Here is a 13711-nt window from a genome sequence, read left to right on the forward strand (position 1 = left end):
CCCCGGACGGGCAGAGAGGGTCAGGCCAGCTTTTCGAGGCCCGCCCGCACCTTGGCACGAAGCACATCGATGGGCTTTAGCGCGCCCTCGTCCTCGTAATGCCAGAAGGTCCAGCCATTGCAGGCATCGAGCCCCTGAACGCGGGCGCCGAGCCGGTGGATCGAGCCGGCCTCGCCGCCGGACGCCAGCGTGCCGTCGGCGCGCACGATAGCGCTGTGGCGGCGGCGGGCATCGGTCAACACCGTACCGGGCTTGATCATGTCGGACTCGACCAGAACGTTGAAGGCCACGCGCGGCTCGGCCTTCTTGCCCGTCAGCACCGAGAGCGTCGCCTTGCCGAGCGGCTCGACGGCGGCGATGCGCCGGGTGGCGGCGTCGATATAGGCCTGCTCGCGCTCCACGCCGACAAAGTGCCGGCCGAGGCGCTTGGCCACGGCACCAGTGGTGCCGGAGCCGAAGAAGGGATCGAGCACGATATCGCCCGGCTTGGTGGAGGCCATCAGGATGCGCGCCAGCAGCGCCTCGGGCTTCTGCGTGGGATGCGCCTTCTGCCCGTTCTCGTCCTTCAGCCGCTCGGAACCGGAGCAGATCGGGAAGAGCCAGTCAGAGCGCATCTGCACATCGTCATTGGCGGCCTTCAGCGCGTCGTAGTTAAAGGTATAGCCCTTGTGCTTGGCGTTTGGCGCGGCCCAGATCAGCGTCTCATGGGCGTTCTGGAACCGGCGGCCCTTGAAGTTCGGCATCGGGTTGGTCTTGCGCCAGACGATGTCGTTCAAAATCCAGAAATGCAGGTCCTGCAGCGTCGCGCCGACGCGGAAGATGTTGTGGTAGGAGCCGATGACCCAGAGCGTGCCCGTGGGCTTGAGAACGCGGCGGCAGGCGAGCAGCCAGGCGCGGGTGAAGGCATCATAGGCCTCGAAGGAGGCGAACTGGTCCCATTCGTCGTCCACCGCATCCACCAGCGACTGATCCGGACGATGCAGCGCGCCGCCGAGCTGCAGATTATAGGGCGGATCGGCGAAGATCATGTCGACCGAGTGATCGGGCAGCGCTTCGAGCGCGGCCACGCAATCCCCCTTGATGATCGTATCGAGCCAGGACTGGGGAGCGATGGCGCGTGAAGGCTTGGTCTTGGTAAGAACGCTGGACATGGGCTTGGCTACTCGTCGTTACGCGGACTAAGGGAACAGGCTCAATTTCTGTGATCATGGTTACCGAACTTGGTTACCAAAGACTGAAGACACCTCGTCGCTCGTCCAGATTCCGCCCAATCGTGCCCGGATTCCTTGAGAAGGCCGCGGCCAGCCCCGCTGCGGCGCTTTACCCTTTTCGTTGAGATCGCCGCCCGGCTGGTGTAGGAGAGCGGCAACAGATCCGAGGCACGCGTGCCGCGCGCCTTGTCCCTCCTCCCCGTTCCTTCAAGAGACCAGCTTTATGAGTGAGATCGACCTCGTCATTTTCGACTGCGACGGCGTGCTCGTCGATTCCGAGATCATCGCCGCCCGTGTCGAAGCCGAAATTCTGACCGAAGCCGGCTATCCCATCAGCGCCGAGGAAATGGCCACCCGCTTCGCCGGCATGACCTGGCACAACACGCTGCTGGCGATCGAGCGCGAGGCTGACATTCCCCTTTCGGCGCAATTGCTGACGAAATCGGACGAGATCCTCGACAAGCGCCTGCGCGAGGAGGTCGAAGCCATTGCCGGCGTCGCCGCCGCGGTCAAGCAAATCACCCTGCCCAAATGCATCTGCTCCAACTCCACGACGGAGCGGCTGCAGATGATGCTCGGCAAGGTCGGCCTTCTCGGCCTGTTCGGCAATCACATCTATTCCGCGCGCGACCTCGGCCCCGACCGGGTCAAGCCGAAGCCAGACATCTTCCTGCACGGCGCCGCTCAGATGGGCGTCGATCCGTCCCGCGCGATCGTGGTCGAGGATTCGGTGCATGGCGTGCATGCGGCGCGCACGGCGGGATGCCGCGTGATCGGCTTTACCGGCGGCGCGCACACGCATCCCTCCCATGCCGATCAGCTGACCGAGGCGGGCGCGGAAACCGTGATCGCGCGCATGAGCGCCCTTCCCGGCACCATCGCCGCGCTGGGCGAATGGTCGGATGCGCTGAGCGCCTGAGACGATTTCAGACAAGCATGCGTCGCGATCCTCGGGCCTGACCCGAGGATCGTTTTTTGAAGGGATTTGGCTGGGACCAGGAATGAGGGGCGTGCTTGCGCCCTCTCCAGGCCGGGAGCGCGCCTACTTCTTCCGCTTGCCCTTGGCGGCCACGGCCTTCGGCGCCGTGTCGAAACCGACGGTGACCTTGGCAAAGGAGCCCGCGCCGCCCGGCAGCGGGATCGAGGCCTTGGTGAAGATGAACTGGGTGGCCGGCGCATTCGGCGCGAGCTGGACCGGGAAGTTCACCGTTTCGGCGAAAAGCGTCTTCTGGTCGTCGGTCGCCTCGACGCGGATCGGCAGGGTCACGGTCCCGCCGGACCCGCCGGCGGGCCCTTCGACGAGACGACCCTTGACCACCACGGTGATCAGCAGCTGGCTCTCTGTCTGAACGCATTGACGGGTGATATCGACGAGCGAGCCCTGGCGCACGACATCCTTGGGATCGGTGCTGCCAGCCTTGGCATAGGTGGTGGTGACCGCCTTGTCGTCGCTGATATAGGCCTGCGGGCAGGCGCCCTGGATCACGGCGGGCGTCGGCGCGGTGGCCGAGCCGCCGGCGGCCAGCGCCCCGCCCGTATCGGTCTTGTTGCAGCCGGCGATCGCCAGCAGGACGGGGAGAACGAGAAGGCTGCGGTTCAGCTTGGGCAACACGGTGGGCACACCCCTTGAATGCTAGAGCGTCGGACCGCACACCGGAAAAGGGTCGATGCTCTAAATTTTTGTCTCTTGCATCGGAGGGACCCGAAAACCTGATACCACTCTTCGGTCCGATGCCTGTTTCGTTTCCCGCCCCGCGCCCTGATCTCAGGCGCGTGCGCAGGGCTCCGGCCAGCGCTGTTTGTCCCGGCGATAAGGCACATCACGGCGGCTCGAAACCTCCCGGTCCTGCCTGCACGGATCCGCCTTCCCCGCCTTGCGGACCTTTCAAGAGCCGCGGCGATGGTCTATAGCAGCCGCGCGCGGGAAAATCGATTGTCCGCCCACGGGAATTTCCGCGTGTCGCGTCGCGGTCCATGCGGCGGTGGCGATGACCCCGGCCGATCGATGAACCGACCTCCTGCAGCCGGCCGCAAAGATCCGCCGGCGCCATTCCATGCGGCCGGACGCTCTAGGCGCAGTCCCGGCCCGACACTGCCGCCGGCCCGAGCCGGCCTTGAGACGAAGGACGAACGAGCGTGAGATATGTCTCCACCCGGGGCGAAGCCCCTGCCCTCGGCTTTTCGGATGCGCTGCTGGCCGGCCTGGCGCGCGACGGCGGGCTCTATGTGCCGGAGACATGGCCGCAGCTGACGAAGAAGGAGATCCGCGCGCTGCGCGGCAAATCCTATCAGGAGATCGCCTTTGCCATCATCTCGCGCTTCACCGGCGGCGAGATCGCCGACGACGCGCTGAAGGCGATGATCGATGCGGCCTATGCCACTTTCCGCCATCCCGCCGTCGTGCCGCTGGTTCAGAGCGGACCGAACGATTTCGTGCTCGAGCTGTTTCATGGCTCCACGCTGGCCTTCAAGGACGTGGCGATGCAATTGCTCGCACGGATGATGGACCATGTGCTGGAACAGCGCGGCCGCCGCGCCACCATCGTCGGCGCCACCTCGGGCGATACCGGCGGCGCGGCGGTCGACGCCTTTGCCGGGCGTGCGCGCACCGATATCTTCATCCTCTTCCCCGAGGGCAAGGTCTCGCCGGTGCAGCAGCGGCAGATGACCACCAGCAAGGACGCCAATGTCCATGCGCTTGCGGTCAAGGGCAATTTCGATGACTGCCAGAACCTGCTCAAGGCCATGTTCAACGATGGCGAATTCCGCGACCGCGTCGCGCTGTCGGGTGTCAACTCGATCAACTGGGCGCGCATCGTCGCGCAGGTCGTCTATTATTTCACCGCCGCCGTCAGCCTGGGCGCGCCGGACCGCAAGGTGGCCTTCACTGTGCCCACCGGCAATTTCGGCGATATCTTCGCCGGCTTCGTGGCGATGAAGATGGGCCTGCCGATCGCCCGCCTGGTCATCGCCACCAATGCGAACGACATTCTTGCCCGCACGCTGAAGACCGGCCGCTACGAGATGAAGTCGGTCAAGGCCACCACCTCGCCCTCGATGGACATCCAGATCTCCTCGAATTTCGAGCGGCTGCTGTTCGAAGCCTATGGCCGCGACGCAGCCCGCGTGCGCGGGGCCATGGCCAGCCTCGCCCAGTCCGGCGCCTTCGAGATCGAGGCCGACGCGCTGAAGGCGATCCGCCGCCTGTTCCGCGCCGGCCGCGCCAGCGAGAAGGACGTGGCCCGCACCATCCGCGAGGTGAAGGCCGAAAACGGCATGCTGCTCGATCCGCATACCGCCATCGGCGTCTTCGTGGCGGCAAAACATCGCCGTCCCTCCGAGCCGATGGTGACGCTCGCCACGGCCCATCCCGCGAAATTCCCCGCAGCAGTTAAATCGGCGAGCGGTATTGACCCAACGCTTCCGACGTGGCTTGCTGACCTGATGGACAGGGAGGAGCGTTTCGACGTCCTGGAACCGGACTTGAAGACCATCGAGGCTTACGTCAGCGCCCGCATTCGCGCGGTCTGACCTTCGGCCGGATGAGGGTGTCTTCAAGCATCGGATCAGGCAGGCTTTGACAAGCCGCCGGCGGTTCCCGGACATGATGCTTTCCCGTGATGCGATCGTTGCGCCCGCCTTCGCCGCCCTTGCACAAAGGGCACGGGCTGTCGCCAACGGTGGCCAATGAGCGCCCAGAAAGGCGAGAGATGAAAGTTGAGTGCACGCGGCTGGCTTCCGGCCTCACGGTCGTCACGGAAACCATGCCGCATCTGGAAAGCGCCGCGCTGGGTGTATGGATCAAGTCCGGCTCGCGCGACGAGACCGCCGACGAGCATGGCATCGCCCATCTGCTCGAACATATGGCCTTCAAAGGCACGGGCCGGCGCAGCGCCCGCGACATTGCCGAGCAGATCGAGAATGTCGGCGGCGAGGTGAATGCCGCGACCTCCACCGAGACCACCTCCTATTATGCCCGCGTGCTGAAAGACGACACCGCGCTGGCGATCGACATCCTTGCCGATATCCTGACCGAGTCCGCCTTCGACGAGGACGAGCTGGAGCGCGAAAAGCAGGTGATCCTGCAGGAGATCGGCGCGGCCAATGACACGCCCGACGATCTCGTCTTCGACCGCTTCGCCGAAGCGGCCTTTGCCGAGCAGACGCTGGGCCGGCCGATCCTCGGCACGCCCGAGACCGTGATGTCCTTCAGCTCGGACCAGATCCGCACCTATCTCGCGCGCAACTACACGACCGACCGCATGTTCGTCGTCGGCGCCGGTGCCGTGGATCACGACAGCTTCGTGCGCCAGGTGGAAGAGCGCTTCGCCAGACTGCCGACGGTGCCGACGGGCGCCCCCGTGGCCCAGCCGGCGCGCTACACCGGCGGCGAGGTGCGCGAAAACCGCGACCTGATGGATGCGCAGGTCCTGCTCGGCTTCGAGGGCAAGGCCTATCACGCGCGCGACTTCTACTGTTCGCAGATCCTCGCCAATATCCTCGGCGGCGGCATGTCCTCGCGGCTGTTCCAGGAAGTGCGCGAGCGCCACGGCCTGTGCTATTCGGTCTATGCCTTCCATTGGGGCTTTTCCGACACGGGCATCTTCGGCGTGCATGCCGCCACGGGCGGAGAGAACCTGCCGGATCTGATGCCGGTGATCCTGGAAGAGCTGCGCAAGAGCGCGATGTCGATCGACCAGCAGGAAATCGACCGCGCCCGCGCCCAGATCCGCGCGCAGCTGCTGATGGGGCAGGAAAGCCCGGCCGCCCGCGCCGGCCAGATCGCCCGCCAGATGATGCTCTATGGTCGCCCCATTCCCAATGAAGAGCTGGTCGAGCGTCTCTCCGGCATCACCGTCGAGCGGCTGACCGATCTAGCCGGCCGCCTGTTCTTCGATACGGTGCCGACCCTTTCGGCCATCGGCCCGGTGGAAAGCCTGATGCCGATGAACGACATTCTCGGCGGCCTGGCCGCCCGCAGCCTGCCGCGTGCCGCCAGCGCCTAACGGCGGCCGGGCCCGGCTGGCGGGCCGCCGTCCCTTCTCAACCCGTTAGTCTTTGCCCAAGGCTTTGACAAAAGACGGCTTTCGCGCCACCATGACCCTTCGGAGCCGGTTGGCGAATTGCCGACAGGGGGCGGCCGGCACCGGGGACGTTTCGGGTCGGAATTTCGTCCAAGGGGCGGATCGTCTTTTCGCGTGCGGTGGCACGTCTCTCCTGACAAGGGGCCGTTCGGCGGCCGCAAGAGGTGTTTGATGAGCCGGTCGGTCTTCCGGTTTCTGTCGCGACAGTCCGAGCCGGTCGAGATCAAGGACGACACCTATCTCCTGCGCCTGCCGCGCCGCGCCGACTACAAGGCCTGGTATCGGCTGCGCAGCGAGAGCCGCGCCTTTCTCGAACCCTGGGAGCCGAGCTGGCGCGCGGACGAGATGACGGAAGCCGCCTTCCGCGTGCGGGTGTTGCGCAACGAGCAGGAATTTCACTGCGGTCAGGCCGTGCCGCTTTTCCTGTTCGAGCGCGAGAGCGAGACGCTTCTGGGCGGCCTGACGGTCGGCTATATCCGACGCGGCGCCGCCCAATGCTGCATGATCGGCTACTGGATGGGCGTCGGCCATGCCGGCCGGGGACATATGAGCGCGGCTGTGCGCCTGACGATCCCCTACATCTTTTCTGTCCTTCAGTTGCACCGTATTGAAGCAGCCTGTATCCCGGAAAATGAGAGGAGCGTCCGTCTCCTTGAAAAGGCCGGTTTTCGACGGGAAGGCTACCTGCGGGATTATCTGAAGATCAACGGCCAATGGCGTGATCATCTGATGTTTTCCCTTCTCCCGCAGGATATTGCCCCCAACAGGAATATGAGCGTTTGACCCAAGTGATCCGCCTGCGCGCGCCGTTGCACGCTGTTGTCAGCCGGCTGCTCGCCCTTGTTCTGTGCTGCCTGACCCTGCTGGCCGGCCTGTCGACGCCTGCCGGCGCCGTCGAGCCGGTGAAGATCTCGCGCGAGGACACGGCGCTCGACCTGACGGCGACCACGGAAATCTATACCGGGCGCGGCGATGCCTTCCAGGTGTCCACGGCACCGGGCACCGACGGCATCGTCCGGCGCATCGAGGTGCGCTCCTCAGGCGGAAACCACCAGGGCGACTGGGCGGTATTCGCGCTCGCCAATGTCTCGGAAGAGCAGCTGGAGCGCGTCATCGTCGCCCCGCATTTCCGGCTGGTCAATTCCAAGCTGTTCTGGCCCGATCTCGGATCGCAGCGCATCCTGTCGATCACCCCGTCGGAAGGCTTCGCGCTGGACCGGCTGCCGAGCGAGGAGGACGACGTCTTTTCGATCACGCTCAATCCAGGCTCCGTCGTCACCTTCGTCGCCGAGCTGACCTCTCCCGACCTGCCGCAGATCTATCTGTGGGAGCCCGATGCCTATAAGGACACGGTCAACGCCTTCACGCTCTATCGCGGCATCGTGCTCGGCATTGCCGGCCTGCTCGCGGTGTTCCTGACGATCCTGTTCGTGGTCAAGGGCACGTCGATGCTGCCGGCCACGGCCGCGCTCGCTTGGGCGGTGCTCGCCTATATCTGCGTGGATTTCGGCTTCCTGTCGAAACTGATCGCGATCACGGCAGCCGACGAGCGCATATGGCGCGCCGGCACGGAGGTGTTCCTCTCGGCCGGCCTCGTCATTTTCCTCTTCACCTATCTGAACCTCAACCGCTGGCACCAGCATCTCGCCTATGCCACGCTTGCCTGGGTTCTGGGGCTGGCCCTGCTCTTCGGCGTGGCGATCTACGACCCCTCGATCGCCGCCGGCATCGCCCGCCTCTCCTTCGCGCTGACCGGTACGGCCGGCACGCTGCTGATCGCCTATCTCGGCTTCAAGCATTATGACCGCGCCATCCTGCTCGTGCCCGCCTGGATGCTGATTCTCGTCTGGCTGTTCGGCGCCTGGCTGACGGTCACCGGCCGGCTGGCCAACGACATCGTCCAGCCGGCGCTGGGCGGCGGGCTGGTGCTGATCGTGCTTTTGATCGGCTTCACGGTGATGCAGCATGCCTTTGCCGGCGGCGCCTATGGCCAGGGCCTCTTCTCCGATCTCGAGCGGCAATCGCTGGCGCTGACCGGATCGGGTGATACGGTCTGGGACTGGGACGTGGCGCGCGACCGCGTGGTGACCATGCCCGACATCTCGGCCCATCTCGGCCTTGCGCCCGGCAGCATGCATGGGGCGGCGCGCAACTGGCTGCCGCGCCTGCATCCCGACGACCGCGACCGGTTCCGCGCCACGCTCGACGTGCTGCTGGAACACCGCCGTGGGCGGCTCAATCACGAATTCCGGGTGCGGGCCGAGGACGGACATTATCACTGGCTGGCGATCCGCGCCCGGCCGGTGCTCGGCGCCAATGGCGAGATCATCCGCTGCGTCGGCACGATCGTGGATGTGACGGAGCAGCGCAATTCGATCGACCGCCTGCTCCATGACGCCCTGCACGACAATCTGACCGGCCTGCCCAACCGCCAGCTTTTCCTGGACCGGCTGCAGACCTTCCTAATGCTGGCGCCGGCGACCGGCGTTGTCCGGCCGACCGTCATCACCATCGATATCGACCGCTACCGCCAGGTCAACGAGCTGCTCGGCATCGCCGCCGGCGACAATATCCTGATCGCGCTGACCCGCCGGCTGCGGCGGCTTTTGAAGCCGCAGGATACGCTGGCGCGGCTCGGCGGCGATTCTTTCGGCGTGCTGCTGCTCTCGGAACGCGATCCGGCCAAGGTGGCGGAGTTCGCCGCCGCCGTCAGCCAGGCCATCATGGTTCCCATCAGCTTCGCCGGCCGCGAGGTGCATCTGACCGCCTCGATCGGCCTCGTCTCCTGGGTGGACCAGCAGGAAAGCGCCGCCAGCCTGCTTGACGATGCCGAACTGGCGATGTTCCGCGCCAAGAAGGCCGGCGGCAACCGGGTCGAGCCCTACCGTCCGGCCTTCCGCGCCTCCGGCACCGAGCGCATGCAGATCGAGACCGACCTGCGCAAGGCGGTCGATCGCAAGGAGATCAGCCTCGTCTATCAGCCGATCGTGCGGCTGTCGGATGGCGAGATCGCCGGCTTCGAGGCGCTGATGCGCTGGGATCATCCCAAGCGCGGCAGCATCCCGCCGAGCGAATTCATCCCCGTGGCGGAAAGCTGCGACGTCATCAACCAGCTCGGCCTTTTCGCCTTCGAGCGGGCAACCGTCGATCTCAGCGAATGGCAGATGGCCTCCGGCGACCTGCCGATCTTCATCTCGATCAACCTGTCGAGCGCGCAGCTGCTCAACAATGATCTCTATGACGATGTCCGCGCGATTTTGAGCAAGAACCGCTGCGAGACCCACAAGATCAAGATCGAGCTGACGGAATCGCTGGTGATGGAAAATCCCGAGCAGGCCCGGCTCGTGCTGGGCAAGCTGCGCGACGCCGGCCTCGGCCTGGCGCTCGACGATTTCGGCACCGGCCATTCCTCGCTTGCCTATCTCACCCGCTTCCCCTTCGACACGCTGAAGATCGACAAGGCGCTGGTCACCGACCCCAGCGACAAGCGCGCCGCGCTGCTGCGCTCGGTCATCAGCATGGCCCGGGAAATGGAGATGCAGGTGGTGGCGGAAGGCATCGAATCGGAAGCCGACGCCATGCAGCTCGGCCAGATGGGCTGCGATTACGGCCAGAGCTTCCTGTTCGGCCCGCCGATCGCCACCGATGCCGTGCAGCGGCTCTTGCGCGAGCGCTTCCCGATCGTCCGCCGCGCCTCGTAACGCTGCCCCAAGGCGCCTTACCATAGCGTTCAATCATGACGAAAAGGCCGCGTTCCACCCGGAACGCGGCCTTTTTTATCGGGTCATCGAAACGGAAAACAGATTATCGTTTTCCGTCTGCTGCCTTAAGCGGCGGCGGGCGTCTGTGTCGGGGCAGCGGCCTGACCGTCGGGGCTCATCGCGGCATGCGGCGCGGTGCGGATCAGCTCGTTGATGAAGTCGAGCTTGTCGATAACAGGCTGCGACAGGATGAACGGATAGCTGTCCGCCTGGCCCATGGAGCGCTGGATGCTGTTCATCGCCACGCTGAGCGGCACCCAGGCATCAACGAGAAGCTGGGCATTGGCTGCGCGATAGGGATCGAAATCCACCTCGGCGGCCATGTCCTCGTGCCGGCGCGGATCGGTGGAGAGGCCGAAGGAGCGCGCGGTTTCCAGCGTATCGACGATGTGGAAGAAATGCGCCCAGCATTCGGCAAAATCTTCCGCCGGATGGCAACTGGCATAGGTCGAGATGAAGCGGTTCTGCCAGTCGGCCGGCGGGCCCTGCTCGTAATTGCGCTGGAGTGCTGCGGCATAATCCTCGCGCTCGTCACCGAAGAGGGCGCGGGCCTTTTCGAGCATCTCGGGATTGTTGGCGACCAGCACGGCGAAATACCAATGGCCGATCTCATGGCGGAAATGGCCAAGCAGCGTGCGATAGGGTTCGCCCATCTTCAGACGCACGCTTTCGCGGGTGGCATCATTCGCCTCGGCCGCGCGCAGGCTGATCAGGCCATCTTCGTGCCCCGTCATCGCCGGGATCACATTGCCATTCGCGTCGACCTCATCGGCGAGGAAGTCGAACACCAGCCCTCCTTCAGGATCGACATCACGACCGGGGCGCGGCAGGTTGAAGCGCAGCAGCGAATAGAAGAGATGACGCTGCGCCTGGGAAATGCGCTGCCAGTTCGACAGGCCCTCGGGATTGTCAGTGACCGGCACGATGCGGTTATAGCGGCAGGCAATGCAGAATGGCTGATTTTCCGAGACGGGAACCAGCCAGTTGCAGATGTCATGAGCAGCATTCTCGCAAAAATGCACGGCGGTTTGGTTGTCGCCGATGATGGTCCACTGCTCGTGACCGGCATCATCCACACCGGCCGGCGCCAGCGCGTACATCTTCATCGACTGCGCGAGAAAGCCGAGCCGAGAATTGCAGCTGACACAGACGGTGTTGTCGAAGTGCACGGGATTGTTGCAATTCGTGCAACTGAAAAGCTTCATTCCTGTCCCCAATTCTAAAAGGCGGACCAGCCCTGAGGGCGGTTGGCGGATATGATGGTGAAGAGACATGCAGCGAGGTAAATGTGGCACGGCCAGCGCGGCACAGGTGGATCGCGAGCCTTTACGCAAGAGAACAAGACGATAGCCATGTCCTGCAGCATGGCAGGATGAAAAGCGCCTCAGCTATCCGTCGTCATCATTGCGGGTGTCTTACCTTCCTCGTCAACGGAAATGCCCGCTGGCACGGGGGCACAGCGGGCATCGGCGCAAATCATCATCCAGTTGAACCCGTCAGGACGACGACGCGCACTCCGAAGCTGCGGCAAAAGCCGCAGCAAAAGGATTACATGCGGTCAACGACGTCCTTGGCGGCGTCCTTGGCCTTGCCGCTGGCGGACTGAACCTTGCCCTTGAGCTCCTGGCCCTTGCCTTCGGCTTCGAGGCGGTCGTTGCCGGTCAGGTTGCCGGCAGCCTGCTTGATCTTGCCAGCGGCCTGGTTGGCGGCGCCGGAAACGCGGTCGGACGTGCTACCCATGATAGTTCTCCTTGGTGTTGAGAACGGTCCCTTTTTCCGTTCTTTCCGACCTGAAAACGAGAACTTCAGCGATTTGTTCCGAAGGGTTTCCGCACCTTTTAAAACTTTCGTCGCAACCTTGTCGCGACCCTGAAAGCACCAAAGCAAAACCCCGCCAAAGCGGCGGGGTTGGCAAAATACCGGAGATCGTGGCGAGGGATAGATCGAGACCTTGGGCCTCAGGCGTGGCCGGCCGTGGGCGAAAGCATAGCCGGGGCAACGCCCATCAGCGCGAGCGCGCGATCATATTTGTCGACCAGCGTGCGGTCGAAGATCAGCTCCTCATTGGGCGGCGAGGTCAGCCAGTCATTGGCGGCGATCTCGTTTTCCAGTTGCCCCGGGCCCCAGCCGACATAGCCGAGCATCAGCATCGCCTTGGTCGGCCCCTTCCCGCGCGAAATCGCCCTGATGATGTCGAGCGTCGCGGTCATGCAGATTTCGTCGTTGATCGGAATGCTGGATTCGCTGAGATAGTCATCGGAATGCAGCACGAAGCCGCGGCCCGTCTCCACCGGCCCGCCGGTCTGGATCTGAAAATCCCGCGTGGAATCGGGAAGGCGGATCGCCTGATCGGAATTGATGATGTCGAGATGAAGCAGAACCTCTGGAAAGGTCAGCTGCTGCGAGCGGTTCAGCACGAAGCCCATGGCGCCATCGCTGGAATGGGCACAGATGAACACGACCGTTCGGGCAAAATTGCTGTCGAGCATGCCGGGCATGGCAATGAGGAACTGTCCGTCCAACATGCCTCTTTCACGCGTCTTGTGCAACGTTGCCATCATGGGTTGCTCGCTTTTCTCTGTTTCAGATCCGTGTGAAATTCGCCCCTGTCCAGTCCAACCTGTTCGCGCAACGGACGCAACCATCTCGCGCCGTCATCAAACGAATATGATCGGAAGGCTCCCCTCAAGCCGCCCTATGCACCGCTTTGTCCCGAAAACGTGACACCCGTTTCCAATTCGATGCTCTAGGCCGACTGATGCAAAACACGTATAGGCCACGCATGACCGAGCAGTTCAGACAGAATGTGACTCAAGGGGCGGCTCTGGCAAGCCTTTTGACGGCTTTTTTTATTTTGCCTCCGGCAAACGCCGCGCAGAGCGATCCGGTTCGGGCGGAGGGCGTTGATATCCGTCTGGTGGCGTCCGCGCCGGAAGCGGATGGAAAGATCCCCGCCATGCTCGACATCCGGCTGGCGCCCGGCTGGAAGACCTACTGGATCGATCCGGGCAGTTCCGGCCTGCCGCCACAGATCACGGTCTCCGGTCCAGGCCTTCGCTTCGATGGCGTCAGGTTTCCCGCGCCGAAAGCCTTCGAGGAAGGCTCCGCGCGCAGCGTCGGCTATGCCGATGGCGTCACCCTGCCGCTCGTGCTCTCGCATGAAGCAGGCGCGATGCCGGCGCGCGTGACGGCGCAGGTGATGATCGGCGTCTGCAAGGATATCTGCGTTCCGGTCCAGGCCAGCCTTTCGGCCGATCTGTCAGGCCCTGCGGCCGCCAATCCGCTGGACAAGGCCCGTATTGCGCTGGCCGAAGAAAGCCTGCCGGGGCCGCCGCAGCCGGACCTGACCGTGACCTCTGCACGGGTAAAGGACGCCAAGCTCGTGCTGGAGCTGACCGCCCCCGCCGGCGAGCCGCCGCAGATCTTTCTGTCCAGCAGCAAAGGCGCCTCCTTCGGCACGCCGAAGATCGTTCCCGCCGGGCCCGGCCGCTTCCGGGCCGAAACGACGCTGCGCCTTCCCAGAGCGGCGGCGGCGCCCGCCGAAGCGGGAATCACGGCCGTTCTCGTCTCAGGCCGAAGAGCCGTCGAAATGCCGCTGGTGTTTGAGTAGAACCGGCTGTTCCTTTTCGCCTCCGCGCGCGGCGAAAACCGGTTC

Annotated in this window: 11 protein-coding genes; 6 read left to right on the forward strand and 5 right to left on the reverse strand. The window is 64.4% G+C overall.

Annotation, left to right across the window (positions count from 1 at the left end; translation table 11 throughout):
- Positions 1–20: 20 nt before the first annotated feature.
- On the reverse strand, positions 21–1151 hold the full coding sequence (locus BJF92_RS15275; protein WP_075635622.1) for a site-specific DNA-methyltransferase: 1131 nt from the start codon (positions 1149–1151) through the stop codon (positions 21–23).
- A gap of 283 nt (positions 1152–1434) precedes the next feature.
- Here BJF92_RS15275 and BJF92_RS15280 point away from each other — a divergent pair, with 283 nt between their 5' ends.
- Positions 1435–2130 carry an HAD family hydrolase gene (locus tag BJF92_RS15280; RefSeq protein ID WP_075635623.1) on the forward strand — a complete coding sequence of 232 codons (696 nt, stop codon included), beginning with the start codon at positions 1435–1437 and terminating at the stop codon, positions 2128–2130.
- Between the two features lie 123 nt (positions 2131–2253).
- On the opposite strand, the gene BJF92_RS15285 is transcribed toward BJF92_RS15280, so the two are convergent.
- Positions 2254–2823: a hypothetical protein gene (locus BJF92_RS15285; RefSeq protein WP_075635624.1), complete on the reverse strand. Its 570-nt coding sequence runs from the start codon at positions 2821–2823 to the stop codon at positions 2254–2256.
- Positions 2824–3347: 524 nt separating this feature from the next.
- Between BJF92_RS15285 and thrC the strand changes: the two genes are divergently transcribed.
- The 4 genes from thrC (at position 3348) to BJF92_RS15305 (ending at position 9996) form a co-directional block, all read left to right on the forward strand.
- Entirely contained in the window at positions 3348–4742 is a 1395-nt protein-coding gene (thrC, locus tag BJF92_RS15290; protein WP_075635625.1) for a threonine synthase, read from the forward strand.
- A 179-nt stretch (positions 4743–4921) separates the two neighbouring features.
- On the forward strand, positions 4922–6217 hold the full coding sequence (locus tag BJF92_RS15295; protein WP_075635626.1) for a M16 family metallopeptidase: 1296 nt from the start codon (positions 4922–4924) through the stop codon (positions 6215–6217).
- Positions 6218–6466: 249 nt separating this feature from the next.
- Positions 6467–7078 carry a GNAT family N-acetyltransferase gene (locus BJF92_RS15300; protein ID WP_075635627.1) on the forward strand — a complete coding sequence of 204 codons (612 nt, stop codon included), beginning with the start codon at positions 6467–6469 and terminating at the stop codon, positions 7076–7078.
- Positions 7079–7125: 47 nt separating this feature from the next.
- Complete coding sequence (locus BJF92_RS15305) at positions 7126–9996, forward strand: sensor domain-containing phosphodiesterase (protein WP_245294788.1); 2871 nt, start codon at positions 7126–7128, stop codon at positions 9994–9996.
- 125 nt (positions 9997–10121) lie between these two features.
- Here BJF92_RS15305 and BJF92_RS15310 read toward each other — a convergent pair whose 3' ends face one another.
- The 3 genes from BJF92_RS15310 to BJF92_RS15320 all read right to left on the reverse strand — a co-directional run bounded on the left by BJF92_RS15310 (position 10122) and on the right by BJF92_RS15320 (position 12614).
- A complete protein-coding gene (locus BJF92_RS15310) occupies positions 10122–11261 on the reverse strand; it encodes a zinc-binding metallopeptidase family protein (protein ID WP_075635629.1) in 1140 nt (379 codons plus the stop codon).
- A 343-nt stretch (positions 11262–11604) separates the two neighbouring features.
- Positions 11605–11796, reverse strand: coding sequence for a CsbD family protein (locus BJF92_RS15315; RefSeq protein ID WP_075635630.1), 192 nt, complete (start codon positions 11794–11796; stop codon positions 11605–11607).
- Between the two features lie 218 nt (positions 11797–12014).
- The gene (locus BJF92_RS15320) at positions 12015–12614 is read right to left on the reverse strand and encodes a YqgE/AlgH family protein (RefSeq protein WP_075635775.1); all 600 of its coding nucleotides are present in this window, start codon (positions 12612–12614) and stop codon (positions 12015–12017) included.
- Positions 12615–12838: 224 nt separating this feature from the next.
- Between BJF92_RS15320 and BJF92_RS15325 the strand changes: the two genes are divergently transcribed.
- Positions 12839–13666 (forward strand): protein-disulfide reductase DsbD domain-containing protein, encoded by an 828-nt coding sequence (locus tag BJF92_RS15325; RefSeq protein WP_075635631.1) that lies wholly within the window; start codon positions 12839–12841, stop codon positions 13664–13666.
- Positions 13667–13711 lie beyond the last annotated feature (45 nt).

Source organism: Xaviernesmea rhizosphaerae, assembly GCF_001938945.1.
Taxonomy (GTDB): domain Bacteria; phylum Pseudomonadota; class Alphaproteobacteria; order Rhizobiales; family Rhizobiaceae; genus Xaviernesmea; species Xaviernesmea rhizosphaerae.

Excerpts from the sequence above, each read along its gene's own strand:
- BJF92_RS15295 (WP_075635626.1), top strand. The coding sequence starts at position 4,922 with ATGAAAGTTGAGTGCACGCGGCTGGCTTCCGGCCTCACGGTCGTCACG.
- BJF92_RS15280 (WP_075635623.1), top strand. The coding sequence starts at position 1,435 with ATGAGTGAGATCGACCTCGTCATTTTCGACTGCGACGGCGTGCTCGTC.
- BJF92_RS15300 (WP_075635627.1), top strand. The coding sequence starts at position 6,467 with ATGAGCCGGTCGGTCTTCCGGTTTCTGTCGCGACAGTCCGAGCCGGTC.
- BJF92_RS15320 (WP_075635775.1), bottom strand. The coding sequence starts at position 12,614 with ATGGCAACGTTGCACAAGACGCGTGAAAGAGGCATGTTGGACGGACAG.
- BJF92_RS15275 (WP_075635622.1), bottom strand. The coding sequence starts at position 1,151 with ATGTCCAGCGTTCTTACCAAGACCAAGCCTTCACGCGCCATCGCTCCC.
- BJF92_RS15315 (WP_075635630.1), bottom strand. The coding sequence starts at position 11,796 with ATGGGTAGCACGTCCGACCGCGTTTCCGGCGCCGCCAACCAGGCCGCT.
- BJF92_RS15325 (WP_075635631.1), top strand. The coding sequence starts at position 12,839 with ATGACCGAGCAGTTCAGACAGAATGTGACTCAAGGGGCGGCTCTGGCA.
- BJF92_RS15310 (WP_075635629.1), bottom strand. The coding sequence starts at position 11,261 with ATGAAGCTTTTCAGTTGCACGAATTGCAACAATCCCGTGCACTTCGAC.